The 26,488-nt window shown below is 31.3% G+C and carries 24 protein-coding genes, 1 tRNA gene and 1 other RNA gene; 15 read left to right on the top strand and 11 right to left on the bottom strand.

What is annotated here, in order from left to right:
* Together RMN92_RS02180 and RMN92_RS02175 are read right to left on the bottom strand one after the other, a co-directional pair.
* Window positions 1–2,158, bottom strand: a 2,158-nt coding sequence (locus RMN92_RS02180) for a carboxypeptidase-like regulatory domain-containing protein (protein ID WP_309607823.1), incomplete at its 3' end; no start/stop codon positions are given.
* Between the two features lie 6 nt (window positions 2,159–2,164).
* A complete protein-coding gene (locus tag RMN92_RS02175; RefSeq protein ID WP_309607822.1) occupies window positions 2,165–3,856 on the bottom strand; it encodes a M23 family metallopeptidase in 1,692 nt (563 codons plus the stop codon).
* Window positions 3,857–4,044: 188 nt separating this feature from the next.
* Here RMN92_RS02175 and RMN92_RS02170 point away from each other — a divergent pair, with 188 nt between their 5' ends.
* The 4 genes from RMN92_RS02170 to rny all read left to right on the top strand — a co-directional run bounded on the left by RMN92_RS02170 (window position 4,045) and on the right by rny (window position 6,407).
* Window positions 4,045–4,335 carry a hypothetical protein gene (locus tag RMN92_RS02170; protein ID WP_309607821.1) on the top strand — a complete coding sequence of 97 codons (291 nt, stop codon included), beginning with the start codon at window positions 4,045–4,047 and terminating at the stop codon, window positions 4,333–4,335.
* A gap of 7 nt (window positions 4,336–4,342) precedes the next feature.
* Window positions 4,343–4,636, top strand: a complete 294-nt coding sequence (locus tag RMN92_RS02165) for a cell division protein ZapA (protein ID WP_309607820.1) — start codon at window positions 4,343–4,345, stop codon at window positions 4,634–4,636.
* Between the two features lie 51 nt (window positions 4,637–4,687).
* Window positions 4,688–4,794: non-coding RNA, 6S RNA (gene ssrS / locus RMN92_RS02160), on the top strand.
* Between the two features lie 50 nt (window positions 4,795–4,844).
* A complete protein-coding gene (gene rny, locus RMN92_RS02155) occupies window positions 4,845–6,407 on the top strand; it encodes a ribonuclease Y (RefSeq protein ID WP_309607819.1) in 1,563 nt (520 codons plus the stop codon).
* 62 nt (window positions 6,408–6,469) lie between these two features.
* On the opposite strand, the gene RMN92_RS02150 is transcribed toward rny, so the two are convergent.
* Window positions 6,470–7,687, bottom strand: coding sequence for a patatin-like phospholipase family protein (locus RMN92_RS02150; RefSeq protein ID WP_309607818.1), 1,218 nt, complete (start codon window positions 7,685–7,687; stop codon window positions 6,470–6,472).
* A 116-nt stretch (window positions 7,688–7,803) separates the two neighbouring features.
* Window positions 7,804–10,740, bottom strand: coding sequence for a M4 family metallopeptidase (locus RMN92_RS02145; RefSeq protein WP_309607817.1), 2,937 nt, complete (start codon window positions 10,738–10,740; stop codon window positions 7,804–7,806).
* Between the two features lie 92 nt (window positions 10,741–10,832).
* On the opposite strand from RMN92_RS02145, the gene RMN92_RS02140 reads away from it, so the two are divergent.
* The 5 genes from RMN92_RS02140 to RMN92_RS02120 all read left to right on the top strand — a co-directional run bounded on the left by RMN92_RS02140 (window position 10,833) and on the right by RMN92_RS02120 (window position 14,120).
* Window positions 10,833–11,747: an OmpA family protein gene (locus tag RMN92_RS02140; RefSeq protein ID WP_309607816.1), complete on the top strand. Its 915-nt coding sequence runs from the start codon at window positions 10,833–10,835 to the stop codon at window positions 11,745–11,747.
* Window positions 11,748–11,771: 24 nt separating this feature from the next.
* Window positions 11,772–12,341 carry a hypothetical protein gene (locus RMN92_RS02135; RefSeq protein WP_309607815.1) on the top strand — a complete coding sequence of 190 codons (570 nt, stop codon included), beginning with the start codon at window positions 11,772–11,774 and terminating at the stop codon, window positions 12,339–12,341.
* A gap of 171 nt (window positions 12,342–12,512) precedes the next feature.
* On the top strand, window positions 12,513–12,932 hold the full coding sequence (locus RMN92_RS02130; RefSeq protein ID WP_309607814.1) for a hypothetical protein: 420 nt from the start codon (window positions 12,513–12,515) through the stop codon (window positions 12,930–12,932).
* A gap of 25 nt (window positions 12,933–12,957) precedes the next feature.
* Window positions 12,958–13,635 (top strand): peptidoglycan DD-metalloendopeptidase family protein, encoded by a 678-nt coding sequence (locus RMN92_RS02125; protein ID WP_309607813.1) that lies wholly within the window; start codon window positions 12,958–12,960, stop codon window positions 13,633–13,635.
* Between the two features lie 5 nt (window positions 13,636–13,640).
* Window positions 13,641–14,120, top strand: a complete 480-nt coding sequence (locus RMN92_RS02120) for a nuclear transport factor 2 family protein (RefSeq protein ID WP_309607812.1) — start codon at window positions 13,641–13,643, stop codon at window positions 14,118–14,120.
* Window positions 14,121–14,132: 12 nt separating this feature from the next.
* Here the strand turns inward: RMN92_RS02120 and RMN92_RS02115 are convergent, their stop codons facing one another.
* The 6 genes from RMN92_RS02115 to RMN92_RS02090 all read right to left on the bottom strand — a co-directional run bounded on the left by RMN92_RS02115 (window position 14,133) and on the right by RMN92_RS02090 (window position 21,476).
* Complete coding sequence (locus RMN92_RS02115; protein WP_309607811.1) at window positions 14,133–15,182, bottom strand: o-succinylbenzoate synthase; 1,050 nt, start codon at window positions 15,180–15,182, stop codon at window positions 14,133–14,135.
* A gap of 21 nt (window positions 15,183–15,203) precedes the next feature.
* Window positions 15,204–16,403 (bottom strand): hypothetical protein, encoded by a 1,200-nt coding sequence (locus RMN92_RS02110; protein WP_309607810.1) that lies wholly within the window; start codon window positions 16,401–16,403, stop codon window positions 15,204–15,206.
* Window positions 16,404–16,470: 67 nt separating this feature from the next.
* The gene (locus RMN92_RS02105; protein WP_309607809.1) at window positions 16,471–17,271 is read right to left on the bottom strand and encodes an N-acetylmuramoyl-L-alanine amidase; all 801 of its coding nucleotides are present in this window, start codon (window positions 17,269–17,271) and stop codon (window positions 16,471–16,473) included.
* Window positions 17,272–17,302: 31 nt separating this feature from the next.
* Window positions 17,303–18,604: a 30S ribosomal protein S12 methylthiotransferase RimO gene (rimO, locus tag RMN92_RS02100; RefSeq protein ID WP_309607808.1), complete on the bottom strand. Its 1,302-nt coding sequence runs from the start codon at window positions 18,602–18,604 to the stop codon at window positions 17,303–17,305.
* Window positions 18,605–18,855: 251 nt separating this feature from the next.
* Complete coding sequence (locus RMN92_RS02095) at window positions 18,856–20,391, bottom strand: outer membrane protein transport protein (protein WP_309607807.1); 1,536 nt, start codon at window positions 20,389–20,391, stop codon at window positions 18,856–18,858.
* A gap of 56 nt (window positions 20,392–20,447) precedes the next feature.
* The gene (locus RMN92_RS02090) at window positions 20,448–21,476 is read right to left on the bottom strand and encodes a hypothetical protein (RefSeq protein WP_309607806.1); all 1,029 of its coding nucleotides are present in this window, start codon (window positions 21,474–21,476) and stop codon (window positions 20,448–20,450) included.
* A 137-nt stretch (window positions 21,477–21,613) separates the two neighbouring features.
* Here RMN92_RS02090 and proS point away from each other — a divergent pair, with 137 nt between their 5' ends.
* The 3 genes from proS to rpsT all read left to right on the top strand — a co-directional run bounded on the left by proS (window position 21,614) and on the right by rpsT (window position 23,660).
* The gene (proS, locus tag RMN92_RS02085; RefSeq protein ID WP_309607805.1) at window positions 21,614–23,092 is read left to right on the top strand and encodes a proline--tRNA ligase; all 1,479 of its coding nucleotides are present in this window, start codon (window positions 21,614–21,616) and stop codon (window positions 23,090–23,092) included.
* A 75-nt stretch (window positions 23,093–23,167) separates the two neighbouring features.
* Window positions 23,168–23,239: transfer RNA gene (locus RMN92_RS02080), tRNA-Glu, on the top strand.
* Window positions 23,240–23,408: 169 nt separating this feature from the next.
* Entirely contained in the window at window positions 23,409–23,660 is a 252-nt protein-coding gene (rpsT, locus tag RMN92_RS02075) for a 30S ribosomal protein S20 (RefSeq protein WP_309607804.1), read from the top strand.
* A 156-nt stretch (window positions 23,661–23,816) separates the two neighbouring features.
* On the opposite strand, the gene RMN92_RS02070 is transcribed toward rpsT, so the two are convergent.
* On the bottom strand, window positions 23,817–24,695 hold the full coding sequence (locus RMN92_RS02070) for a hypothetical protein (RefSeq protein WP_309607803.1): 879 nt from the start codon (window positions 24,693–24,695) through the stop codon (window positions 23,817–23,819).
* A 52-nt stretch (window positions 24,696–24,747) separates the two neighbouring features.
* On the opposite strand from RMN92_RS02070, the gene RMN92_RS02065 reads away from it, so the two are divergent.
* The 3 genes from RMN92_RS02065 to xerD all read left to right on the top strand — a co-directional run bounded on the left by RMN92_RS02065 (window position 24,748) and on the right by xerD (window position 26,389).
* Window positions 24,748–25,107, top strand: coding sequence for a TM2 domain-containing protein (locus RMN92_RS02065; RefSeq protein ID WP_309607802.1), 360 nt, complete (start codon window positions 24,748–24,750; stop codon window positions 25,105–25,107).
* Between the two features lie 2 nt (window positions 25,108–25,109).
* The gene (locus RMN92_RS02060; protein WP_309607801.1) at window positions 25,110–25,424 is read left to right on the top strand and encodes a DUF2752 domain-containing protein; all 315 of its coding nucleotides are present in this window, start codon (window positions 25,110–25,112) and stop codon (window positions 25,422–25,424) included.
* A gap of 65 nt (window positions 25,425–25,489) precedes the next feature.
* Entirely contained in the window at window positions 25,490–26,389 is a 900-nt protein-coding gene (xerD, locus tag RMN92_RS02055) for a site-specific tyrosine recombinase XerD (protein ID WP_309607824.1), read from the top strand.
* The last annotated feature ends 99 nt before the right edge of the window (window positions 26,390–26,488 follow it).

The following is a 26,488-nucleotide window of genomic DNA, read 5'->3' as shown; positions in this document are numbered from 1 at the left end:
AACCTGTATTGTAAACCAAATTTAAATACATTTTGAAAGTTGGAATATTGGGCACATAATCTTGAAAAAGTATACCAAATTTCAGTCTTTGGTCTGTTGGTCTTGAAATGTATCCTTTATTATCAATATTTTCTTCGGTTTGCAAATATCCAAAACTAAACCATGACTCTGTTCCTGGCACAAATTCGCCATTTAATCTTAAATCCACACCTTGCACATACGCTTTTGCATTATTGGCTGCTTGATATCTAATGCGAACATTGTCTAGCGTATACGGATTGACATCTGTAAGTGATTTGTAATATATTTCTGAAACCAATTTAAATGAACGCTTCCACATTTTGAAACTATAGTCATTTCCAATCACATAGTGTATAGACTGTTGCGCTTTTACATTGGGCAAAACTTTGCCATCAATATTTCGTAATTCTCTATAAAATGGCGGCTGATAATACAAACCATTTGAAACTCGGAAAAGCATGTCTACATCCCAATCTGGTTTTATGGCAAATTGAACTCTCGGACTGATAACCAATTGGCTATTGCCGAAAATATTTTCGCCAGAAACTTTCCATTCTTGCGCTCTAGCTCCAATATTGGTAAAAATATCATGATTTCCCCATTTTGATCGTCTGTTCCATTGTGCATAGCCTGAAAATCTGTTTATTGTTACATAATTTTTGGCTTGTGCATTTTGATAAGCAACCAATGGTCCAACATAAGGTGCGTATGGTTGTTCGTTCTTTGGAAATTCAATAACAGGTGGATTTAATGAAAATCCTGCGGAATCAATTACTTCCCATTCGATTAATCTGTCACGAATACTTTCTCGGGTATATTTTAATCCCCATTCTATCTGATCTTCATTTTTTTTGTAAAATCCTTTAACTTCTGTATTTACAATCAATGCATCCAAATCGTTTCGCGCATGAGTAAGTTGTGAACCTATGGCACGCGTAAATTTTACACCGCCAAAATTCTCAGAACCCAAACTCGAATCTACTTCACCCAATTTATATTGAGCTAAAATATCAAAATATTCTTGCTCGGTAGTATGATAAGTGGAAGCAATAAATTTCAAATTTAAATTTTCATTAATGGTATAAGTGGTTTTAAAAGCACCAAAAAGCGTATTGTATTTGTCCTTTTCTTGACCTTCATAAGCAACCAAAAGTGCTACAGGTTCATCTATAGTTCCAAAATTTGTTTGTCGGGTCAATGGTGTATAATCATATTTATTTTGAGAAGCATTGCCTAAAAAACTAAATTGCCATTTGGTATTTGGAGTAAAAGTCACATAGGATTGCACATCAATAAAACGTGGAAAAAAATTGGTTTCTGTTTCTTGGCTTTTAACCAAAAGACTATTATTTCTATATCGAACACCAGTTATAGCTGTCCATTTCTGATTTTTTGAAGCCGATTCAATGGCTAAATTTGCACCCAAAAAACTAGCTTCTAGCGAAGCACCAAATTTTGAAGGTCTGCGGTAAGTAATATCCAAAACCGATGATAATTTATCTCCATATTTAGCTTGAAATCCTCCAGCAGAAAAATCAATATTCTGAACCATATCCGTATTGGTAAAACTCAAACCTTCTTGTTGACCAGAACGAACAAGAAACGGTCTGTATACTTCAATTTCATTTACATAAACCAAATTTTCATCGTAATTGCCACCACGAACTGCATATTGTGTACTCAATTCATTGTTTGAATAAACTCCTGGAAGGGTTTTTAAAATATTTTCGACACCAGCATTGGCACCTGGAATAAGGCGAACTGCTTTTGGTGAAATGGAAGTTATGCCTTCTACCCTTTTCCGATTGTTGTTGGTAATGACAACTTCTCCTATTTGCTCTACATTATTTTTTAAAATAATATTGAATTCATAATCTTCATTTGCTTTTAATTCCAAAGAAATTACGGCACTTTTTAATGAAATATGTGAAAACTTTAGATTTGAATTTACATTTGAAGGAATTGTCAAAATATAAAATCCCGAAGCATTTGTTGAAGTTTTATTATTTTGAAACGATACATTCACGTTTTCAACTGGCTGGTTGTTTTCGTCAAGAACGATTCCTTTTACTCTGGCAGTTTGGGCAAAAAAACAGACTGTAAATAATAGGGCAAAAAGAGTAAATTTAGTTTTCAAAGTAGTCTATTTTGTTTTTATAAAATTTGATTCAAATGTAGTTGAATTTCCCAAATAATCAGAAACTACGAGCTTGAACTCGTTTTTCCCAATTTGATAATATTTATCAGATAAAGTATGTGTTAATCTATTTAATTTATTTTCATATTCCATCAATATCCATTTTCCATTTAAATAACCGTTGTATTGATTAATTCCTGATAAGCTATCCGTCATGTATATTTGTAACGTTTTTTGGTCGTCTAAATTGCTTCCTTCAATAAAATTTGGTTTATAAATATTCGGAGCAACCTCATCTTTAGCCAAAAAGAAACGACCCAACTTTTTGGTTTTGATTGAAAATAAACCATCATTTTTAATTGTATAGTTAAAGTTCACTTTACCAATATTTCCATTGGCAATAAACATTTTTTCTTGATCCGCAGCAGGAATATTTGAAACATCGAATGTAATATTCATATTTTCATGAACCGCAACCGAATCATCGTGCAAAAAAAGTTCATTATTTTTTACATCAAACTTTAAATAGAAATCTTCGTAAAAAGTTTTTTCGGGAATAAAAACAGATACATTATCCTTTGTGTAACTATTTTCATTTTTTACTTTCAAAAAATACGGGGTTTTTTTTATTTCATTTCTTGTAGTTATAGGCAAATACGAATAAATTACTGGAATATTTATAATGCTCTTATTACCAGCAAAATCCTCTACAATTACTTTATAATTTATATTGAAATTAGAATATAAACTTATTATGCCATTATTTTTTTTGGTTTTAATGATGTTTTCTGGATAAAAATAGCCGACAAACAGCTTTTGAAATCTTTGTTTTGTGGCTTGGTATCTTGGGAAATCAATAAATGCATTAATGTAGCGAGTTTCATCAAATGTGAATGAGTCAAATTCAAAACCAAAATAGGAATTTCCATTTAAATAGGTTTCCAATTTAAATATTCCGTTTTTGCTGTAACCATTATCAAAAGTATCGTAAGCATTTATTCCAAACGCGATTTTTCCACTTGCCATAATCTTTTCAGCCAAATAAGTACCATCTTTTTGTATGGTTAGATTCATCAAACTGGGTTTCGAAGCACTATTAATTTGAGAAAACGCATCCAAAGGATATACAATTAAACTATTTATAGTTGGTGGTTTTGTATCCTTCATGTTTTTATTGAACCCAAAAAATAAAGGATTGATTATTTTTTCGGTCTTTGTATCTCGAATTTCAAAATGTAAATGTGGTCCACCAGAACTACCAGTGTTTCCAGAATAAGCAATTAAATCACCTTTTTTTACAACAATTTCATCAGATTTTGGAAAAATTTCGATTTCATAGCTATTTTTTAAGTAATGTTCTTTTTCTAAAATGGTTTGAATGGCCGGATTGCAAGTTTGCAAGTGTCCATAAACAGTAGTGTATCCATTTGGATGATCAATGTATATAGATTTTCCATAACCGCCTGTAGAAATTTTAATTCTAGAAATAAAACCATCCGCAGAAGCATAAATAGGCAATCCTTCACGCTTATCTGTTCTAAAATCAAGTCCAGAATGAAAATGGTTTGGTCTTAATTCTCCAAACGAACCTGAAATAGATAGTGGAATATCCATAGGAGATTGAAAATAGCCCGATGGATATTTATCTTGACCAAATGTAGAATTAAATATAAATATTATGATAATAAAAAATCTCATAAAAAATTTTTGCGCTAATATACAGAATACTTTTATAAAAAATAACAGAAATTATGTAATGATAAATCCAACATTATAAAGACTTTAAGATTAAAAAAGAAAAAATATTGATTATTTTTATAAAACTTATTGCAAAAATTGAATAGGAATATTAACTTTGTGAAGTTATGTAATGAATTTTTATTGCAATGAGTGAAATTGAAGGAATAGTTAAATCTCTTGAAAACAGATTGCAACAACTTTTCAAAAAAATGGAAAGTATTGAGGAATCCAATCAAGATTTGAAAATTAAACTGAAAAATTCTGAAGCAATTATTGAGAATCAAGCCAATCAAATTAGCGATTTAAAATATAATTTCGACTCGATAAAAATTTCAAATTCATTACTAGGTAGTGACGAATACAAAAGAGATACAAAGCTTAAAATAAATTCATTAATTAGAGAAATAGATTATTGTATTGCACAACTTTCTGATTAGAAAGAAAATGAGTGAAAAACTAAAAATAAAAATATCAATAGCAGATCGAATTTATCCATTAACGGTAGAGCCGAATCAGGAAGAAGGACTTAGAAGTGCTTCCAAAAAAATTGATGTTATGATGAAACAGTTTGAACAAAATTATGCGGTACGAGACAAACAAGATGTACTGGCGATGTGCGCCTTGCAATTTGCTTCTCAAGTAGAACAAAAACAAATAGACAAGTCAACAATTCAAGAAGAAACGTTGATTAAACTTGAAAATTTAAATGAATTATTAGGCGAATATCTTAGAAAATAATACGTTCTTAACATACACTAAATACTACCTACATTAGTACTTATTTGATAAACTCAACACTAACAAATTAAAATGAGTAAATCATCACTACTATAGCAAGCCAATTCAGTTTGGAAGCTTGAACAGTGAGTTAGCTCAAAACTTGTCAATCCGAGTTTATGCAATACCTTCTGATGTAGGTTTTTTTATATATAAACCAAAAACAAATATGGACATTTTAACAATAATAATTTCAGTAATAGCTGGAATTGCAGTAGGATTTGGAATTTCAAAATTTTTAGAGAAAAGCAATGTTTCCAACCTGATTAAAAACGCAAAAAAAGAAGCAGCGTCAGTTTTAAAAGATGCAAATTTTGAAGCTGAAAACATTAAAAAAGACAAAATACTTCAGGCAAAAGAAAAATTTATCGAGCTCAAATCTGAGCATGAACAAGTTATTTTAAATCGTGAACGCAAGGTTGTTGAAGTAGAAAAAAGAATTCTTGTGAAAGAATCTCAACTATCCAGCGAATTATCGAAAGCCAAAAAAATTAATGATGACTTTGAAACCAAAACTTTAGAATACAATACCAAACTTGAAACTTTGGATAGAAAGTATGTGGAGGTCGAAAAAATGCACAAAAGTCAAGTCAATCAGCTAGAAGTTATTTCTGGTCTTTCTGCTGAAGACGCAAAAAATCAGTTGGTTGAAAGTTTGAAAGCTGAAGCCAAAACCAATGCCATGGCACACATTCAAGAAACTATTGAGGAAGCCAAACTAACAGCACAACAAGAAGCTAAAAAAATCATCATCAATACTATTCAGCGTGTTGGAACCGAAGAAGCGGTCGAAAATTGTGTTTCAGTTTTTAACATCGAATCGGATGATGTTAAAGGAAGAATTATTGGTCGAGAAGGAAGAAATATTCGTGCTATTGAAGCGGCAACTGGCGTTGAAATTATTGTTGATGATACACCAGAAGCCATTATTCTTTCTTGTTTTGATCCGGTTCGTAGAGAAATTGCCCGTTTGTCTTTGCACAAATTGGTAACCGATGGTCGTATTCACCCAGCGCGTATTGAAGAGGTTGTGGCCAAAACAACCAAACAAATTGATGATGAGATTGCCGAAGTTGGAAAACGTACCGTTATAGATTTAGGAATTCATGGTTTGCATCCAGAATTGATAAAAGTAGTTGGTAGAATGAAATATCGTTCTTCTTACGGACAAAATTTATTGCAACACTCTCGTGAAGTATCAAAACTTTGTGGAATTATGGCAGCGGAACTGGGATTGAATGTGAAATTGGCCAAAAGAGCTGGATTATTGCACGATATTGGAAAAGTTCCAGATGCAGAAAGTGATTTGCCACACGCACTTTTAGGAATGCAATGGGCTGAAAAATATGGTGAAAAAGAAGAAGTTTGCAACGCTATTGGTGCGCACCACGATGAAATTGAAATGAAGTATTTATTATCGCCAATTGTTCAGGTTTGCGATGCAATATCTGGCGCAAGACCAGGCGCAAGACGTCAAGTTCTCGATTCTTATATACAACGTTTGAAAGATTTGGAAGAAGTGGCCTATGGTTTTACTGGTGTAAAAAGTGCTTATGCAATTCAAGCAGGAAGAGAACTTCGTGTGATAGTTGAAAGTGAAAAAGTAAGTGACGATAATGCTTCCAATTTATCATTTGAAATTTCTCAAAAAATTCAAACTGAAATGACTTATCCAGGTCAAGTTAAAGTAACCGTAATTAGAGAAACTAGAGCAGTAAATATTGCAAAATAAAATTGAATTTATATCAAAAATGCCATTCTCGCGAATGGCATTTTTTTTGGTATTATTTTAAATTAATCTTCAAAATTGTCGAGCCAATTGGCATCGCTCATTTGCTTTTTGATTCTATCAATGTCGCCAGACATGGTAATCAATAAATCATTATTTTTTTCATCAACCAAATCTTTTGTAAAAGCTTTTCCTTCTAGTACAATATATTTTGCCATTTGCTCGCCAATAATTTTCATTAAATCAAAACGTGTAATATCTGCCATATCAATGTTTTTCAAAATATCTTCATCCAAATCATGCAACCATTTTGATTTGTATTTTTTTGGATCTAAAATATCTGTATTTGGAATTTTTTTCATGGAAGTTGGGTCCAACGATATTTGAAATCTTCTGAAATCAATAATTTTATTAATTACTGGCGATCGCAACGCATTGACTTGCATAGCACTCGCATCTTGACCCGTTTGCATCATAATCCATTCTAACCAAAATTTAATATCCAATCCTGGTATTTTTATGGTTTGATTTGGTTTTATAAACTTTCTTGAAATTCCTGTACCAAAACTAAATATACACATTTTAGAAACTTCATATTCAGATTTATTTTCATTTCCAATAGGAAAACTATATGAAATAGCTTCAATGTAGGCAGAAAGTGCAGGATTATTGTAAGTCGTAGTTCCTCCATCTATAAATCTTTCCAAAGGATTAAAATAGGTTGGTGCACTCATTGTTGCTTCCATAACGGCTCGCAATAAAACATCTTTGTAGGTTCCATAATAAGAGTCATCTTTTTGTTTGAAACAAGTAAAAAATGTTTCTTCAGCAGCAGTTAAATCATGTGCCAAAATCATTAAATCTAAATTATACTTAGCACAACTTTCGTTTAATGTAATATCCTGAACTTCATCTTTAACTAATTTTCTAAACTTCGATTTCGAAAACTTAGGCGGATTTATGAATCGATCACCAAAAGTTCTTTTTTCAAAAACATCTGAAATCAACTGAATGTATTTGTCCTCTATTTGTTGTGCTGTTAAACCCTTAACAATCAAAGCGGCAATAATACCACCAGTAGAAGTTCCGGAAACCATGTCGAAAAGCTCGTAACATGGAATTCCTGCAATTTCCTCAAGTTTCTTAAGCAATTGAATGGTTAAAATTCCGCGCATTCCTCCACCATCCAAACATAAAATTAATCTTTTATCGATTTTTACATTCAGATTTTTGAAAGCTATCTTTCTTTCGGGGTTCATTTTTGCACCATTAATTTTTGCCATAACTTTTGATTATTTTAAATACATCACAAATCTAAACTTTAAAAAATTAGAAAATATTGTTATAAAAACAAAAAAATCCCGTGAATTACGGGATTTTTAAGATAAATATTTAGATCCTAATTTATAATGATTTTTTTAGAAGCTTGTTTTTCTTCACTTTCTACTTTCAATATATAAATTCCTGAAGTCAATGCATTAAAATCAAATTCTTTATTAAATACTGAACCATTACTTGGATAAGTTTGATTGAATATGGAGCGTCCTCTCACATCAACAATACTTATATTTACTTTTTCTGAAGTTGATAAAGACACATTAAACAATCCGCTTGAAGGATTTGGATACACACTAAATTTATCAAAGTTGAAATCTTTTGTTGAGAGCGTGGTTCCTTGAATAACAAAATTATCAATTAATACACCATCTTCAGTTGAAGCATCGTCAGATTGAAAAACAAATCTGAAAATCATATTTGATTGTGGGTTTGCAGAACCACTAGAAAAATTTGATAAGTTGTAACTGTATTGTCTTTTTGTAGCATTCGTACCACCATTTGGATTTGTAAGTGCGCCTTCACCAGTCCATTGACTTCCTATACAATTAAAACAATCATTCCCATTTGGCAATCTATTGCTTGTATACCAATTGGCATCTGTAGCCGCACCCAATGTGTTCCAACTAGTTCCGCCGTTTGTAGAATATTGCATATATAATATATCCCAATCGGTTTCCAAATCAAAAGCCATATCAAATTTCAATACAGGACTTAAAATATTTGTAAGATCATAACATTGAGAAACCAAATATCCAATGGTTTTATCAGGATAAAGTCCAGCTAATTTTGTAGCATACACTTTTGAATTTCCAGCTACAGCATTTGTCAATTGTGTTTTTGTAGAAAAACCTCTTTCCCATAATAAACTTGAACCTGAACTATTTATTGAAATTAATGCATCTGTTGGATTTTCAAAAGTATTAATTGCATTTGTTGTACCATTATCATTTACAACTATCAAAACTGATTTGGTGTTGTTTTGAGAATTTTCATCGCCCGAAATAGTAGTAGTTACATTCAATATATGTGTACCTCTAGTCAAACCCGATACTGTAAGTGGAAAATTTTGCGAAGAACATATGGCTAAGTTTCCATTCCAAGTATTGACTGTGTTTGCACCACCATCAACATTGTAACTAATACTTACAGAATTTATAACATTGGTTCCGCCATTTTCAAAAATAACACTTGGCGTAAATAATGCACCGCAAGCCACATTGAGATTTCCGTTTAATGATCGTAAAGAAACATCGTTTGCTAAGCTTACAAACACGCTTCCAACGTTTACAGCATTCCAAGCATTGGTTACGGCAATAACCTCTGGACTTCCAGCACAATACAAAGTTGTAGCCACTGCAATTGTTGCATTTCGTGCATCAAAAAATGTGGAGTTGGCTGTTAAATAATCTCTTTCGGCTAAATAAGCAATTTGAGATGATTTTGTCATTCCAATTCCAGTTACATTGTAAGTGTCAGTTTGACCAGCAGGTGCATTATTTGTTCCAGATTTTCCAGCTGTTAAAATATAAAACCAGTGGTTTAAAACACCACTATTGCTATGAACGCCACAATTATCGTTTCCAGATGCTGGAACACAACTACCATCGTCGGCAGTAGTCACATAATATGTTCCTGAAAGTGTATCTGGATCGCCAGCGGTATTTGGAGTCCCCATATATCTTAATGGAGAAGTTCCAATATCTTCTCCTATTTTCCAGACTGCGCTTGTAGTTGCAGTTGGTGCATTTAAGTTTCCGTTTCTTGCGTATTGTTCAACACAAGCGCCCCAAATATCAGAAAAGCCTTCGTTCAAAGCGCCAGACTGGTTTCTGTAAGCTAAATCTGCGGTGCTTGAACAAATGGCATGACCAATTTCATGTCCACAAACATCTACTGATGTAAATGGATAGTTAGAACCGTCGCCATATGTCATGACGCTACCGTTCCAACTTGCATTGCTATATCCAGCACCGCCAGGAATATTGTCATAATGTACATAGCTTTTTATTTGTGCATTATTGTCATCATAACTATTTCTGTTAAAAATATTTTTCCAAAAATCAAATGTTTTTTCAGCGCCCCAATGTGCATCTAGTGCTGCATTATCTTTGTTTGCATTATTAAACTCGGCCGCAGTCCAATCATTGTTATCATCTTGAAAATGTGTACTCGGATAAGTGTTTGTTTTAGCACAATTGTATGTTACAATACCATTTCCACGAGTAATATCGTTTAAAACATATTTATTCAAAGTGGCATCGAATGTGGTTTCAATACTTCTAGTTCCGCTGTATCTTGTTGCAGCATTTCCAGTAATTAAAGATTCAAATTTATTTGTTATAATTTCTGAATCAACATTAGATTTTTTTTGATTATTAGTATGTTTTATGATTGGATTTCTATATAAAACTTCACCATTATTTGCATCAATAAAAATTTCTTCTCTAGAAATTGGCTCCAATGCATAAATATCGTATTTGTATGCTAATTTCAAATTACCCTGTAAATCTACAGGAAAAATAACTAATTCGCCTGTAGGCTTTTTATAATTCATTACCAATGATTGGTCAACATCATCCCAAAGATATTTTGTGGCTGGCGTTGCTTGAATTGCTTTTTGCAATCCATCAGTTGGAGAATAATTAGGTTTTAAATCTAAGTTATCTGAGTTGTATAATTCACCATTTACAGAAATTACCAAACCATCTTTTGAATGCACAATTGCAGTTCCAAATTCAACCTTAATGCCTTTGTAAAATTGTTGAAAACGTTGGTGGGATAATCCAGAGACATCTAATGTTGATTTTTTTGTTTCATAAGTGTAACCTTTTTTGAGATTATACGATTTACTAAAAGTAGCTATTGCATTCTCAAAATTAGTTTCATTTTCAATTTTTACTGTTTTTTGATGTGGTTTTTCAATTTTGAGTTCCTGAGATATCATATTTATTGTACCGAAAAATAACAATAAAAGCGATGTGTAGTAATGGTTTTTCATTTAATTTAAATTTAATCACAAAAGAATGAAAAAAAAACAGGATACTCCATAATTTTTTGTTAAATTTGATATAACTTAAATTCTTTATAACTATGTCTAAAAGAACACTTTACATTCTAGGCATTGCTTTGACAATTTTTTTGGGTTCCTACATGTATCCCAAATTTTGTTGCAATGGAGATTCTGGAAAATCTATAGAAACGGTTAATCCAGTTTTAATTGATGAGATTGGAAAGGTAAATTATAATATGTTTAATTTAAGTGGCGAAAATTTCAATTATAGCTGCAATAAAAATTTTAAGTTTTTATCTAATGGATTTAACAATGTTCAACCCGTAAATGATTCCATAAATATGGGAATAAGCCAGCTAAAATCTTATTTTGATAAAAACGGTAATCAAAAATTGATAATTACTGGATATGCATTAAATTCTGAAAAAAATACTTCGGCATTTCCAAATCTTGGGCTCGCACTTGCAAACGACTTGAAAAATTATTTTATATCTAAAGGTTTTGATGCAATTAAATTTGAAACACTAGGAGAACTTCGTGATACATGGAGAGTTTCAAACGATACAGTTTATGGAGCAGCAGGTTTTAGAATAAAACAAACCACAGAAATAGCATCAGAAAAACTAAAAGATTGGAATGCATTGAAAGAAAAAATAAATGCGAATCCATTGATTCTCTATTTCAATACAAATCAAACCGAAATAAATTTAACTCCAGAGGAAAGACAGAAAATTGCAGATTTAAGTAATTATTTAGATCATGTTCCAGACGCAAAAATAACTTGTGTTGGCCATACAGATAATGTTGGAAATAGGGATGTAAATATAAATTTAGGGCAAAATAGAGCCAATTTTATAAAAAATTATCTGTCAAAAAATGGAATTTCTGATAATAGAATTGAAAGTACGTCAAAAGGGCCTGACGAACCTATTGCGGATAATAATTCGGCTGAAGGCAAAACTAAAAATAGGAGAACTGTAGTAAATTTAAAATAAAAGAATAACTTAAAACCCAATATCATGAATAATTTACCCTGTTTTTTAATTCCAATAATTGTTGGTGTTATAAGTGCAATTTTAGGATATTTACTAGGAAAAATGCTTTCTGGAGGTAATAATAATAAGATAGATTTGAATTTACAAGGTGATTTGACCGCATGTCACGATAATAATTCAAAATTAAAGGCTACAATTTCTTCAATAACAGCTGAATTGAACACCTTGAAATCAGAAGTAGATAACAATACTCAATCATTTTCTTCTAATATTACAAACAAAACGGCATCTATTTTGTTTGATTCAAGCAATGCTTTACTAAATTATGGAAAAAAAGTAAAAGAAGATGATTTAAAAATAGTGGAAGGTATTGGTCCAAAAATAGAAGAATTATTTCATAATGTTGGCATAAAAACATGGAAACAATTATCTGAAACGCCACTGGAAAAATTACAATCTGTGCTTGATAATGCTGGAAGCCGATTTGCTATGCACAACCCTTCAACTTGGGCAAAACAATGCCTTTATGCTTACCAAGGAAAGTGGAAAGAATTAAAAGAATGGCAAAAAACATTGAATAGCGGAAAGGAATAATTATATTTTTTAGAAAACTGTTTATAGGTAAAATCGCTAAGTTTATTTCATTTAACATAATCATTTATAATAAAAATGCTTTATTTTGTGTTTAATAAGCTAAGCATTTGTGGTATGAAAAAATTAATTGTAGTCCTCATTTTAATATTTGCATTTTCTTGCAAAAGCAAGATGTCAAAAAACACTTCAAATTCATCAAAATCAAGCACTGAAAGATTTCAAATTGTAAAAGTTGAAGAAGTTGATTCTCAAAAAAAAGAAAAATCTTATAACTTAGGAAAAAGACTTTTGGAAGCTTGCAACACTTCAAAATTTAAACCTTTTACTACCGATGAAGCAACTGAAAAAGTAATTACAAATGCTACATCAGAAAAAATAACAGCTACCTGTAAAAAAATAAATCTAAGAAACGGAAAATTTATTGAGTTGGATTTAATAGAGGTAACTCTAGACAAAGATGCTGATGAATATATTTTTAGATATGACATAAAATATGAGAAAACATATTTTAAAAGGGAATTAATGGTGACTTTAAATGCTGAGGAAAAAGTTTCTGCCATTAGTACGAAAGAATCTTATAAAGCACTTTAAGTTTTTATTTATATTTGATAAAAAAATGTCAAACTTAAATACAATTTTAAAATCAATTCAAAATGTAAAAGTCATTGATGACTCAATTGGTTACAATAATTATTTCCCTATTGATTTATCTATTACAAATCAAGATTTTTCAGGACAAAAAATTGACAGCTCATCATCTTTTGAAGCTTATGTCGAATTTTATTTACTTAAAACCAATGCCAAAGTACTTTACGGCGGCTATTCTGAAAAAAGAAATTTATACAAGAGAAGCAATATTTTTAATGATACTGAAACCGAAGAAAGAAATATTCATATAGGTTTGGATCTTTGGATAAAGGCTGGAACTTCAGTTTTGGCTGCGATTGACGGAAAAGTTCACAGCTTTAATTTCAACACTGGATTGGGAAATTACGGTCCAACCATTATTCTGGAACACAGCTTTGAAGGTGAAATTTTTTACACACTTTATGGTCACTTGTCTATAGGAAGTATTGAAGAAATCGAAATTGGAGATATTTTCAAAAAAGGAAAAAAACTGGCCACTTTAGGAGATTCAAGCGAAAATGGTGATTATGCCCCACATTTACATTTTCAAATTATTAAAGATATTGAAAACAATTTTGGAGATTATCCAGGTGTTTGCAACCAAAATAAGCTTTCATACTATCTTGAAAATTGCCCTGATCCAAATTTATTACTAAAAATAAACTAATTTTTATGACACATAACGAACAATTGATTTCCAATTTTTATACTGCATTTGGCAATGGTGATATTGAAAAAATGGCAGCTTGTTACCATGAAAATATTCAATTTGAAGATCCTGCTTTTGGAATATTAAAAAATAAAGAACCTATAACTATGTGGAAAATGCTACTTGAAAGAAGCAAGGGAAACATAAAAATTGACTTTTTTGATGTGCAGGCCAATGAAAATTCTGGCTCAGCAACTTGGGTTGCAAGTTACCTTTTTAGTAAAACCAACCGAAAAGTGGTCAATAAAATTAATGCAAAATTTGAGTTTCAAGATGGATTAATTATAAAACATACTGATAGTTTTAATGTTTACAAATGGGCAAAACAAGCCTTGGGATTCAAAGGTTTATTATTGGGTTGGACAAGTTTTATGAGAAATAAAATTCAAGAAGGAGCCAAAAAATCCTTGGAGGTTTACATTGAAAATCAGGCGAAATTATAAAATCTATACCAATTAAATATTAAAATTTTCAATTTCAACTTCCCATTTCAAAATAGAATTATAAAATAATTGTCCATTTTTTACTTCCAACGGGCAATCGAAATTATTAGTAAAAAGACCGCCAGTTCCCAAACCTTGAGGCATTGAATTCTGTTTTAAAAAAGTATATTGGGCAATCGCATTAAGTCCTATATTTGATTCTAAAGCTGATGTAATCCACCATTTGATATTGTGTTTTTCAGCAAGAGCAATCCACTCATTTGCACCTCTAAATCCGCCAATAAAACTAGGTTTCAAAATGATGTATTGTGGCATTATTTTAAGCAATAAAGCCTCTTTTTCTTGTGGCAAAAACACACCAATCAACTCTTCATCAAGTGCAATATCAATTTTACTTGTTTTACACAAAACTGCCATAGTGTCAGTGTGGTTTTTAGCAATGGGTTGCTCTATACTATGCAATTGGTATTCAGACAATTTACCTAGTTTATCGAATGCTTCTGTTTCATTAAAAGCACCATTAGCATCTACCCTAATTTCTATTTCTTTTGCACTGAAATTTTGGCGGATATAATTTAACAATTGCAATTCTTTATCAAAATCAATAGCGCCAATTTTAAGTTTGATACAACTAAAACCTTGTTCCAATTTTTCTTCAATTTGTTGCTTCATTTCTAGCCCGCTTCCCATCCAAACCAAACCATTAATTGGGATACTTTTTTGACCAGAAGTAAAATGGGAAGGAAACAATAAAAAAGGGGTTTCTGATTTTAAAGATTGAAATGCCGTTTCAACTCCAAATTGAATAGATGGAAACTCAATTAAAGCTTCCCAGATTGCATTTTCTCCTAGGAGAATATTTGCACAAACCCATTTCAACTTGTCTTCATAATCGGGTCGATCATCAACACTCAAACCTCGCAAAATGCCGCACTCTCCTATTCCTTTTTTACCATTGTTTTCAAGAATTAAAAACCATGTTTCTTTTTGGGTTAAAACGCCTCGAGAAGTTCCAGATGGTTTTTTAAAATCAAGAATATATTTTTGATAAGTTGCTTTCAAGTTGACTTTAGATTTGAAAAATTAATCCATTAATCGCAAAACTTTTTTAAAGTTGTCTGCTGGTAAATTCATCTTTTGAAATTTATTTAAATCATTGATGGTTTTGTTTTTCCAGCTTTGAGTTGCCGACACATTCTGGTTTAAAAATTGAGTATGGATTTTTTTTGATTCAGAAACTTTATCCAAAAACATATAAGTGTGTGCCAAATTTAATTGAACCAATAATTCTGTAGCATCTAATTTTTCTGCAAGTTTCAAATACTTGAATGCTTTTTCGAATTGTTTGGTGTAAATATACATTTCAGACAATACATTGTAGTCCAAAGCAGTTGCCATTCCAAAATTGATAACTTTATTATTTAGCAATTGAATTGCGTCTTCAAATTTACCATCAAGGGCTTTTGAATTTGATTTCTGACGGTAATATTTATTATAATTTAAAACATTATTTGTTTCTTGCAATGCTAATATTTCAAACTTAGCAATGGCTTGATTTTTTTCAAAAACTGATAATTTCTGAAAAGCGGAAAATTTGTATTGGTTTTGCAATTTCTCTAATATATTATAACAATAGCCATCTGAACTTGGAAGAATTGACGCTGTTTCGGTAGTTTTTATAAATGAAATGGTCGGTTTTTTATTTGATTGTGACCAAATTTTACTAGATTTTATATCGATCCAAGGCACAATTTCCAAAACAATTTTTTCACCTAAAAGCCAATTTTCACTCTGAAAACCAAACCAAACATTTTGCGATTCACCTTTTAAACAACTCGATTTTTCCAATGAAACAACTTTAGCATCTTTACTTACAGGATTGCTTTGAAGTATACAAGAAGATTTTGTGTTTCCAGTTTTGGTGAAATTATTTGCTTTTGCATTATCTGAAAAAACAGCGTAAGTACATTTATCGGAACCAGAAATAGCAGAAGCCAAATTTATAGCGCCACCTGTTCCTTTCCCAATAAAATATGGATCTGGAATGGCTTTTAAAACTGATGCGAGGTCTGAAACTAATTTTTGATTTTCATCTAAAACAGTAATTCTATATACAAATTCTGTAGTTCCTTCGGGAAAATCTTCAGATTTAATCATTATTTTTTCGCCTGCAGATACTTTGATTTCTTTATTGGTTATGCGCTCTTTATCCCAATAACCTTGTGTTTGCTGTCCAAAAGCTACTCCATTTATTAAAAGAAATATAATTTTAAGTAATTTCATTTATAAAGTTTTTAATATTTACTCAAAAGTGAGTCGCATTCTATATTAAGTAATAAATGTACTATTTTTATTGTTTTAAATAAATATCATAAATGGCATCGATTGTCTTTTGGTCTAAAACCGAATCAACTTCTGTTTGAATAAAATGCAATTTAAACGATTTGATTGCATCGGGCAAATTTTTGGTATCGTAACCAATAATTCTCAAAGCCATTTCTGCATTAAAATTTTCTGGCGCTACGCGAATTATAGGATCAGTCCAAACACCATAACCATTTTCTGCCAATAATTTCCATGGAAAAAGCATGCTTGGATCGGTTTTTCTTTTTGGTGCAATATCTGAATGTCCAATAATATTTTGAGTTGGAATATTATAATCCTTTTTTAGTTTGGCTAAAAGTGCCAGTAAACTTTTAATCTGCAATTCCGAAAAAGGTTCAATTCCATTATTATCCAATTCAATTCCTAAGGAAATTGAGTTTATATCTGTAGTTTTTCCCCATGTTGAAGCACCAGCATGCCAAGCTCTTAGATAATCATTCAACATTTGAACAATATCTCCATTATCTGCAATGACATAATGAGCACTTACTTGCTTTTCGACCAGAGTAAACGTTTTCAGTGTTTGCTGAATTGAATCCTGCGCAGTATGATGCAATATAATGTAATTTGGTTTCCGAAGATTAAAATTTACCGTGCTAATAAATTCAGATTTTATTCCACTGCCCAAACCCAAAGTATCTTTTTTTGAAACTGTTTCTTTCAAAGATTTTAATTGGGTTTTTTGAGATTTTTCACTTGCTCTGTAAGGATTTGTTCCACAAGAGTATAAGGTAAATAACAGTAAAAAGTAAAAAATAAGCTTCATTTATCTATAAATTATTTTTTAAACTTAACAATTATACTGGCTCACCATATAAATCAAATTCGGTAGCTTCTGTAATTTTTATATTTACAAATTCACCCGTTTTTACATAATGTTTTGTAGCATCAATTAAAACTTCATTGTCTACATCTGGACTATCAAATTCTGTACGACCCACAAAATGCATGCCTTCTTTTCTATCAATAATACATCTAAAAGTTTGACCCACTTTTTCTTGATTCAAATCCCATGAAATTTGCGATTGCAATTCCATTATTTCTTCTGCACGAGCTTTTTTAATTTCATCTGGAACATCGTCTTCCAGTAAATAAGCATGCGTATTTTCTTCGTGAGAATAAGCAAAACAACCCATTCTGTCGAATTTCATTTCCTGAACAAAATCCTTCAAATCTTCGAAATCTTGTTGTGTTTCACCAGGATATCCTACTATAAAAGTAGTTCTAATAGCCATTCCAGGAACAGCATCTCTAAAATCTTTTAATAATTTGGTTGTTTTTTCACGAGTTGTGCCTCGTCGCATCGATTTAAGAACAGAATCTGAAATATGTTGCAATGGAATATCGATATAATTGCAAATTTTTGGTTCACGCTTCATTAATTCTAGCACATCCATAGGAAAACCTGTCGGGAATGCATAATGCAATCGAATCCATTCAATACCTTCCACTTTTGCCAAAGCTTCTAGAAGTTCTGCAAGGTTTCTTTTTTTATAAATATCCAAACCATAATAAGTCAAATCTTGGGCAATCAGAATCAATTCTTTTACGCCATTTTTTGCCAAACCTTCGGTTTCTTTAACCAATTTTTCAATGGTTTGCGATACGTGTTTACCGCGCATCAAAGGAATAGCACAAAAACTACAAGGTCTGTCGCAACCTTCGGCAATTTTTAAATAGGCGTAGTTTTTTGGCGTTGTAGTCAAACGTTCGCCTAACAATTCATGCTTATAATCTGCGCCCAAAGCTTTTAGCAATGCTGGCAATTCTGTAGTACCAAAATATTCATCTACATTTGGAATTTCTTTTTGCAAATCTGGCTTGTAACGCTCAGACAAACATCCTGTTACAAAAACCTTGTCTACCAAACCTTGTTTTTTCTTTTCTGCATATTCCAAAATCATGTTTACAGATTCTGCTTTTGCATTGTCAATAAAACCGCAAGTATTTATCACTACAATATTGCCTTCTTCTTCGTGAACAACGTCTTTTCCGCTGGCTTTGAGCTGACCCATAAGCACTTCGCTGTCGTATACATTTTTTGAACACCCTAAAGTGATTACGTTGATTTTATTTTTCTTTAAAGTTTTGGTTCTCATTGACTTGAAATTTGGAGTGCAAAATTACGATTTTTATTTTGAGTAGCACAAACAATTGTCATTTATTGAACATTGTTCCCGCTTTACGTTGCAATCTTTGATTATTTTGTTTCCTTCGACAAGCTCAGGATGACAAAATAATCAAGGATTTCCACTTCAATCGGGGCTGTTATAGAAACCAATTTGGTTTTATTAAACAAAAATCCGCTTCAAAAATTTGAAACGGATTTGTAAAGTATATATATCTTATACTACAACTCAAAAGCTAAGGTCAAAGTAACTGTATTATTTTTTGAATTTATTAATGCTCTATCTGTCATTCCTTGTGGCAAAAATTGTTCTTGGAAATCTCTTTTTGCAAAAGTGTAAGCCAAATCCAATTTTGTGTCACCAAAATTATAGCCCAAACCACCAGAATAACTAGTTAAATTTCCAATAGTAAAACTATTTTTATACGGACTTTGCTCGAATCTGTAACCGCCGCGAAGACTTACTTGTTCAATTCTATACTCCGCACCTACTCTATATTCAGATGTTTGTTTGCGTGCATCTCGAACAATAACTTGATTTAAATTTTTAAAAACAGGATCGCTTGCGGGACCAAAACTAGTATTACTATAATCTTTTAACCCGTAATCGAAACTTATTAATCCTTTTTTACCAAAAACATAAGCCAAACTTCCAGAATACTTGCTTGGTGTTTGAATGTTATAAGGTTCATAAACATTGGTAACACCTGGATTTTCGTTAATATTGTTTACTGGAAGATTATTTATACTACCATCAACACAATCAGCACAATATGCAGTTATAGATTGTGTCAATTCATCATTCAAAGTCATCCAAGTAGGCGATTCATAAGCGAGACCCAAACGAAAATTGGTTGCAATTTTTGCTATAGCACCTAGTTGTAACGAAAAACCATTTCCGTAACTGTAAGTATTATTATTAAATCTAAATTCTTGAATTCCAATATTGGCATTTCTATTGATGCCATCATCATAATCTTCGTAGAAACTGGTAGACTTGTTTAAATCAAAAAAATGGGCATTTAAATTAATTCCTAAATATAAATTGTCTTTGTACTGTGTTGCAAAATTAAAATTAAATTTTCCATTGTAACCTCTTGAAACCACCTCATTTTCTTGGTAAAAATTTCCAGTCGCAGCCACATTTGAAAAATAGATTTGATTGTCAGTATCGTCTGTAAGTGGATTAATCAAGTAACCTCGATATCCTAAAAACGCCTGTTGTTGTACAAAATTTAATTCGTCATAAAAACTATCTTCAAGTATACTCAATCTTGTTCCATTTGCATTATTTACAAAATATTGTGTTGCCGAGTTTAATGGATTCAATCCTGCTGAATATAATTTATTATCAAAATTATTGGTATTTTCATAATTCAATCCTAGTGAAAACTTTTTCCAATCGCTATTCGAATTATTATTTTCAAAAACAAAAACGCCACCCGCTTGATTAATTTCTAAAGAATTGTTAGAATCTGATGTTTGTTTACCAAAATAGGTTGAATTATTTTTTACGTTAAAATTTGAAGCCGTTACTGCAACTTGGTTATTGGCAAATATAGCAGAACCCGCTGGATTGACATTTATAGCAGATAAATCTCCACCCAAAGCACCCATCGCGCCACTTAAAGCTCTAAATCTAGCAGTTCCTGTTGTATTATCAATTGCATATCTATAAGCATCTGCGACAGAAATTTCTTGTGATTCCATATTTGAAAAGCATAGTAATGCTGTAAAAATCGATATATATATTTTCATAATTATATTTCTTGAATAAAATTCTTAACCTATTTTAAGCAAACTCAACTTGTATATTAACCTCGACGACCGCTTCTTCCTCCACTTGATGATGGTGATGAATTTCCACTATTTGAAGAAGATCTTGGCGTGTTGTAATCGCTACTTCTTGGAGTAGAACTTTCATTTCTTGGAGTTGAAGATCTTGGAGTTGAGGATTCGCTTCTTGGCGTAGAACTTCTCGGTGTACTGTAATTGTTATTTCTTGGCGTAGCACTCTCGTTTCTTGGCGTTGAACTTCTCGGTGTATTGTATTGATTGTTATTATTGGATTCAGAGTTTGAACTTCTTCTGCCTTGCGAATTGTAATTTCTTTGTCCATTGTATTCTCCACTATTTCTAGTTGAATTGTTTGAACTATTTCTTCTGCCTTCGGAATAAGATCTTCTTCCAGAATTTACATCACCATTTCTATTGTAAGAATCGTTTCTATTGGAGTAACCATTGTAAACCGAACCTCTTCTGCTTCTGTTGTAAACATAGTTATTGCCATAATAGTTATTGTTCCAATTATTATAGCCATTATAATAATTGTATCCATAATATCCAAAATAAGGATTGTTCCAACCCCAACTTGAACCATAATAAGGACTGTTCCAACCATAGTTCCAATTGTTCCAACCCCAGTTATTATATCCCCAACCAGAATTCCAATCCCAGTTATTGTATCCCCAACCATTGTTCCAATTATTCCCGTAAACATTTACTGTTACGTTTTCACCATTGCCATTATTTCCCCAGCCAGAATAACTTTGATTATTATCGTTGTTTGGATTATTAGAATAATCGCTTGAATAACTATCAACATCTGTAAAAACTTCAGATTCAATTGTGTTATATTTATTGGCATTGGAACCGAAATATTCTTTGTATTTATTTGTACTATCGGATGCTGGATTTTCAGATTGTGATTGTTGTGCTTCATTCTCAACAACATTTAGCTGTTTTTCTGCTCCATATATTCCATCACGATCATAATAGGATTTATTTTGGTAAGAACCGCAGGAAACAATTGTCAATCCAAATAATCCAACTAAGGATTTCAAAATGATTTTTTTTGATAAAAAGTGAATAGTTTTCATATCTATAGGTTTTTTTATTGTTGGACAATACAAAAATAGTTAGTTTTGTCGAACTATTTTATTTTTTAACAAGGTACAAAATTTGTGCCAAACTATTCAACATGAGCAAGAACTTAACAACAAGAGCAGAAGATTATTCAAAATGGTATAATGAACTCGTAGTAAAAGCAGATTTGGCTGAAAACTCAGGAGTTAGAGGTTGTATGGTAATAAAACCATACGGTTATGCTATTTGGGAAAAAATGCAGGCAGAGTTAGATAGAATGTTTAAAGAAACTGGACACAGCAATGCTTATTTTCCATTATTTGTTCCAAAAAGTATGTTTGAAGCAGAAGAAAAAAATGCAGAAGGTTTTGCCAAAGAATGTGCTATTGTAACGCATTATAGATTAAAAAACGATCCAGACAAACCAGGAAAACTAATGGTTGACCCAAATGCAAAATTAGAAGAGGAATTGATTGTTCGCCCAACTTCAGAAGCTATAATATGGAGTACTTACAAAGGATGGATACAATCCTATAGAGATTTACCATTATTAATTAATCAATGGGCAAATGTGGTGCGTTGGGAAATGCGAACTCGCTTATTTTTAAGAACGGCAGAATTTTTGTGGCAAGAAGGACATACTGCTCATGCTACTAGAAATGAAGCGGTGGAAGAAACAGAAAGAATGATGCATGTATATGCAGATTTTGCGGAAAATTTTATGGCCATTCCTGTAATTAAAGGTATAAAAACAGAAACAGAACGTTTTGCTGGCGCCGAAGAAACATATTGTATTGAGGCACTCATGCAAGACGGAAAAGCATTGCAAGCTGGAACATCGCACTTTTTAGGTCAAAATTTTGCCAAAGCTTTTGATGTGAAATTTGCCAATGCCGAAGGAAAACAAGAACATGTCTGGGGAACCTCATGGGGCGTTTCAACAAGATTAATGGGCGCTTTGGTGATGACGCATTCCGACGATAATGGATTGGTTTTACCACCAAACTTGGCGCCAATTCAAGTGGTTATTGTACCTATTTTTAAAACAGAGGAAGAATTTGAAAAAATTTCGGTTGTTGCGAATGATTTGGTTTCACAGTTTAAAAAATTAAATATTTCTGTAAAGTTTGACAACAGAACTACTCAAAAACCTGGTTTTAAATTTGCAGAATGGGAATTAAAAGGTGTTCCAATTCGAATAGCCATTGGACCAAAAGATTTAGAAAACGGGACTTTTGAAATTGCACGTAGAGATACACTCTCCAAAGAAGTAAAATCTGCTGATGGAATTGCAAGGTACATAAGTGATTTGTTAGAAGAAATTCAAATAGATTTATTCAATAAAGCATTAAATTATAGAAATACACATGTCACTGAAGTTTCAAATTTTGAAGAGTTTAAAACTATTTTAGACAATAAAGCAGGCTTTGTATCAGCTCATTGGGATGGTACTGCAGAAACAGAAGAAAAAATTAAGGAATTGACCAAAGCAACCATTCGCTGTATTCCATTAGACAGAAAAGAAGAAACTGGAAGCTGTGTATTTACTGGTAAACCATCAACTGGAAGGGTGTTATTTGCAAAAGCTTATTAAAAAAAATAAAAAAAGTAATTTGTCTATTGTGAGAATAAAAAATAATTGTATTTTTGCACTCGCAATTATAAAGATGGCCCGTTCGTCTATCGGTTAGGACGCATGGTTTTCATCCATGTAAGAGGGGTTCGATTCCCCTACGGGCTACTAAGTTAGTTGTAAATTTGTTTTATAAAATAAATTATTGTGTCTCAATTTTTTATTTTATTAGTTAAAACTGAAGTGATTAGAATTTAAAAATTTAATTGTGGGAGGTTTTTCTTTTTTTACTAATTAGTAAATTAATAAAGTTATTACAATTTAAAAAAACAAGAAAATGGCAAATCATAAGTCAGCTTTAAAAAGAATTAGAAGCAACGAAAAAAGAAGAGTACTAAACAGATACCAACACAAAACAACTCGTAATGCAATTAAAGCATTAAGAATTGCTACTGACAAATCTGATGCTTCTGCAAAATTATCAAGCGTAATATCAATGATTGATAAATTAGCAAAGAAAAACATTATACACGATAACAAAGCGTCAAACTTGAAATCTAAGTTAACTAGATTCGTTTCGTCTTTGTAATACACATTGTGTTCAAATTTTAATTAAAGCTCCTTTATGGAGCTTTTTTTATTTTATAAATGAGTTTAAAAAACTTAAGATTGAGGAAATTTCATAACTACGAAATTTCCTCTTTTTGTTTTTTATTTAATAGAGAATAATTTTAATATTCAAAAATTACTTCTTTAAAATTGTAATCGAACTTGTTTCTAATTTTTTTAAATTAGATGTCAATTCAAAAGTTCGTTTGTTATCAGATAATAATATTCTCGCAGTATTAGGAGAAATTGAACCTTCGTTTACAGCTTCAATTTTTATTATACTTTTTTCTGTAATTTTAATATTAAATAATTTTTTACTTGACACAACACTATAATTACTCAGCAAAAGTTTATCATTAACGTATATATTTATTTTATCATCATCAATTTTCCCATTATCCCAAACTTCCAAATTGACCTCATCAGATTCCCAAAAAATATTTAAATTTTGATTGGATGTAAGGTTATTCATTTTTAGGCTATCCATCATTTTTACAGTATTAAATTTGTCTTTGGATTTTACATCTAACTTTTTAGACTTTTGAATTTTGTTATTGACCCTATTTACCAATTTATTTATTTTCTCAGATCCAACTAAAGATATAGTCCCGTTTATACATTTCTTCTTATTTTTATACAATCCTTCAAAATTGCCTTCCAATTTATTTTGTAATGTACTGAATTTAATTTTATTAGAAAAATTTACAAAACAAAATGCATTTTCATCAAAAGTTGATTTTGTGTACAAAATATCTGTTTCTTTAAAATTTAATATTTTAGATTTTTTATCATAATTTCCAAAAATAATATTTTTAGTTTCGTGATTTCCACCCAAGTCAGTAATGGAATAGCCATTAATTTGACCATTAAATTCCTTAAAAATCAGTCTGTATGTAATGACGGTCTTATCATCTCCATTCAATTTTAATATCCCAAAATATTCGTAACTATTTTGAGATAAAAGAGTTAGGTTAAAAACTAAAAAAAAAGTTAAAAAAATTTTCCTGAAATTCATTGTTATGTTATTTTTATTGTTAATTTCGTGACAAATTTAAAACTTTTTATTTATGAAAATCAAATTATTTTTATCGATGGTTGTTTTGTTCTTAGGAGCAATAACTGCAACTTATGCTTCTTTCCCTGTACAAAGAGCAACTACAGACAATCAAACTACAGTATCTGCTGCTAATGATGGTATTTCTTCTCCGGCTGCTGCTGGTTCAGGAAAAAGTCAAGTTATTGCTTTGATTTTGGTTATTGTAGTTGGAGGTCTTGGAATCCACAGATTTTACTTGGGTTACACATGGCAAGGTATTGTTCAATTGCTAACAGCTGGTGGTTGTGGTATTTGGGCAATTATAGATTTAGTTAGAATTATCACTGGCGACTTACAGCCAAAAGACGGAAGTTATTCTAAAACGCTTTAAAAATGATTCGTAAAGTAGTTTTTTACAGTCGTGTCATCATTACCATTATTGCTCCTTTTGTTTTAATAGTTTTACCAATAGATTTTTTCGATAAAGGTGAAAGTGTTTGTTTATCTAAACAATTGGCAGGTATAGAATGTTATGGATGTGGATTGACAAAAGCTGTTATGCATTTTATACATTTTGATTTCAAAGGTGCCTGGGAATTTAATCAATTAAGTTTTCTTATAGTACCCATGTTATTTCCATTATGGTTAAAAGCAATTTACGAAATTCAAGGTAAGCAACTCCCAGGTTTAATGGGAAGATTAACCTAGAAAATCTTAAACCACGCAAATTGCGTGGTTTTTTTATACCTAAAAAATACCTTTACTTTGTAATTGTGAATTGGAGTAGTTACATAAAAAATTATCAATCTTATTTAAAAATAGAACGCGGATTATCAAAAAATTCTGTCGATAATTATGTGCTTGATATTGAAAAACTTTGTGGTTTTTTGGAAGAAAATCAAATTGCAATTTCTCCAATCAAGATTCAAGAAGAAATTGTGCAGCAGTTTATTTATGACATTTCAAAAAAAGTAAATCCACGCTCACAAGCCAGAACAATTTCTGGATTAAAAAGTTTTTTTAACTATTTGATTTTTGAAGATTATCGGCAAGACAATCCATTGGATTTAATTGATACACCAAGATTGGGTCGAAAATTACCCGATACTTTACATCTTGAAGATATTGATAAACTGATTTCAGCCATAGATTTATCGACCAAAGAAGGTGAAAGAAATCGCGCTATGATTGAAACCTTATATGCTTGCGGTTTAAGAGTTTCCGAATTGACTACACTCAAAATTTCAGATTTATTTTTTGATGAAGGTTTTATCAAAATAACTGGAAAAGGAAACAAACAACGTTTTGTACCTATAAGTGATTTGACGCAAAAATATATTGAAATTTATAAAAATACAGATCGGAATTTATTACCCATTCAAAAAGGTCACGAAGACACTTTATTTTTAAACAGGCGCGGAAAACAATTGACGCGCGCCATGATTTTTACCATTATTAAAAATTTAGCAGTTGAAATCGATTTAAAAAAAACCATCAGTCCACATACTTTTAGACATTCGTTCGCGACACATTTATTAGAAAATGGTGCCGATTTGCGATCGATTCAATTGATGCTGGGTCATGAATCTATTACCACTACCGAAATTTATATGCATGTGGATAGAAAACATTTAAGTCAAATCATGGAAACTTTTCATCCGAGAAGTAAGTGACACTTCGACAAGCTCAGTGTGACAGTTGTGTTAGTTATACCTTTATTGTAATGTTGATTATTGCAATACTGTCAGTCTGAGCTTGTCGAAGACCATTTT

It is taken from the genome of Flavobacterium sp. (assembly GCF_031363805.1).
In the GTDB taxonomy this organism is placed as follows: domain Bacteria; phylum Bacteroidota; class Bacteroidia; order Flavobacteriales; family Flavobacteriaceae; genus Flavobacterium.
This window is presented reverse-complemented; position numbering and strand designations above follow the sequence as displayed.

Excerpts from the sequence above, each read along its gene's own strand:
- rpsT (WP_309607804.1), top strand. The coding sequence starts at position 23,409 with ATGGCAAATCATAAGTCAGCTTTAAAAAGAATTAGAAGCAACGAAAAA.
- RMN92_RS02070 (WP_309607803.1), bottom strand. The coding sequence starts at position 24,695 with ATGAATTTCAGGAAAATTTTTTTAACTTTTTTTTTAGTTTTTAACCTA.
- RMN92_RS02165 (WP_309607820.1), top strand. The coding sequence starts at position 4,343 with ATGAGTGAAAAACTAAAAATAAAAATATCAATAGCAGATCGAATTTAT.
- rny (WP_309607819.1), top strand. The coding sequence starts at position 4,845 with ATGGACATTTTAACAATAATAATTTCAGTAATAGCTGGAATTGCAGTA.
- RMN92_RS02130 (WP_309607814.1), top strand. The coding sequence starts at position 12,513 with ATGTCAAAAAACACTTCAAATTCATCAAAATCAAGCACTGAAAGATTT.
- RMN92_RS02135 (WP_309607815.1), top strand. The coding sequence starts at position 11,772 with ATGAATAATTTACCCTGTTTTTTAATTCCAATAATTGTTGGTGTTATA.
- RMN92_RS02120 (WP_309607812.1), top strand. The coding sequence starts at position 13,641 with ATGACACATAACGAACAATTGATTTCCAATTTTTATACTGCATTTGGC.
- RMN92_RS02125 (WP_309607813.1), top strand. The coding sequence starts at position 12,958 with ATGTCAAACTTAAATACAATTTTAAAATCAATTCAAAATGTAAAAGTC.
- proS (WP_309607805.1), top strand. The coding sequence starts at position 21,614 with ATGAGCAAGAACTTAACAACAAGAGCAGAAGATTATTCAAAATGGTAT.
- RMN92_RS02065 (WP_309607802.1), top strand. The coding sequence starts at position 24,748 with ATGAAAATCAAATTATTTTTATCGATGGTTGTTTTGTTCTTAGGAGCA.
- RMN92_RS02095 (WP_309607807.1), bottom strand. The coding sequence starts at position 20,391 with ATGAAAATATATATATCGATTTTTACAGCATTACTATGCTTTTCAAAT.
- RMN92_RS02175 (WP_309607822.1), bottom strand. The coding sequence starts at position 3,856 with ATGAGATTTTTTATTATCATAATATTTATATTTAATTCTACATTTGGT.
- RMN92_RS02105 (WP_309607809.1), bottom strand. The coding sequence starts at position 17,271 with ATGAAGCTTATTTTTTACTTTTTACTGTTATTTACCTTATACTCTTGT.
- RMN92_RS02150 (WP_309607818.1), bottom strand. The coding sequence starts at position 7,687 with ATGGCAAAAATTAATGGTGCAAAAATGAACCCCGAAAGAAAGATAGCT.
- RMN92_RS02060 (WP_309607801.1), top strand. The coding sequence starts at position 25,110 with ATGATTCGTAAAGTAGTTTTTTACAGTCGTGTCATCATTACCATTATT.
- rimO (WP_309607808.1), bottom strand. The coding sequence starts at position 18,604 with ATGAGAACCAAAACTTTAAAGAAAAATAAAATCAACGTAATCACTTTA.
- RMN92_RS02145 (WP_309607817.1), bottom strand. The coding sequence starts at position 10,740 with ATGAAAAACCATTACTACACATCGCTTTTATTGTTATTTTTCGGTACA.
- RMN92_RS02170 (WP_309607821.1), top strand. The coding sequence starts at position 4,045 with ATGAGTGAAATTGAAGGAATAGTTAAATCTCTTGAAAACAGATTGCAA.
- RMN92_RS02140 (WP_309607816.1), top strand. The coding sequence starts at position 10,833 with ATGTCTAAAAGAACACTTTACATTCTAGGCATTGCTTTGACAATTTTT.
- RMN92_RS02110 (WP_309607810.1), bottom strand. The coding sequence starts at position 16,403 with ATGAAATTACTTAAAATTATATTTCTTTTAATAAATGGAGTAGCTTTT.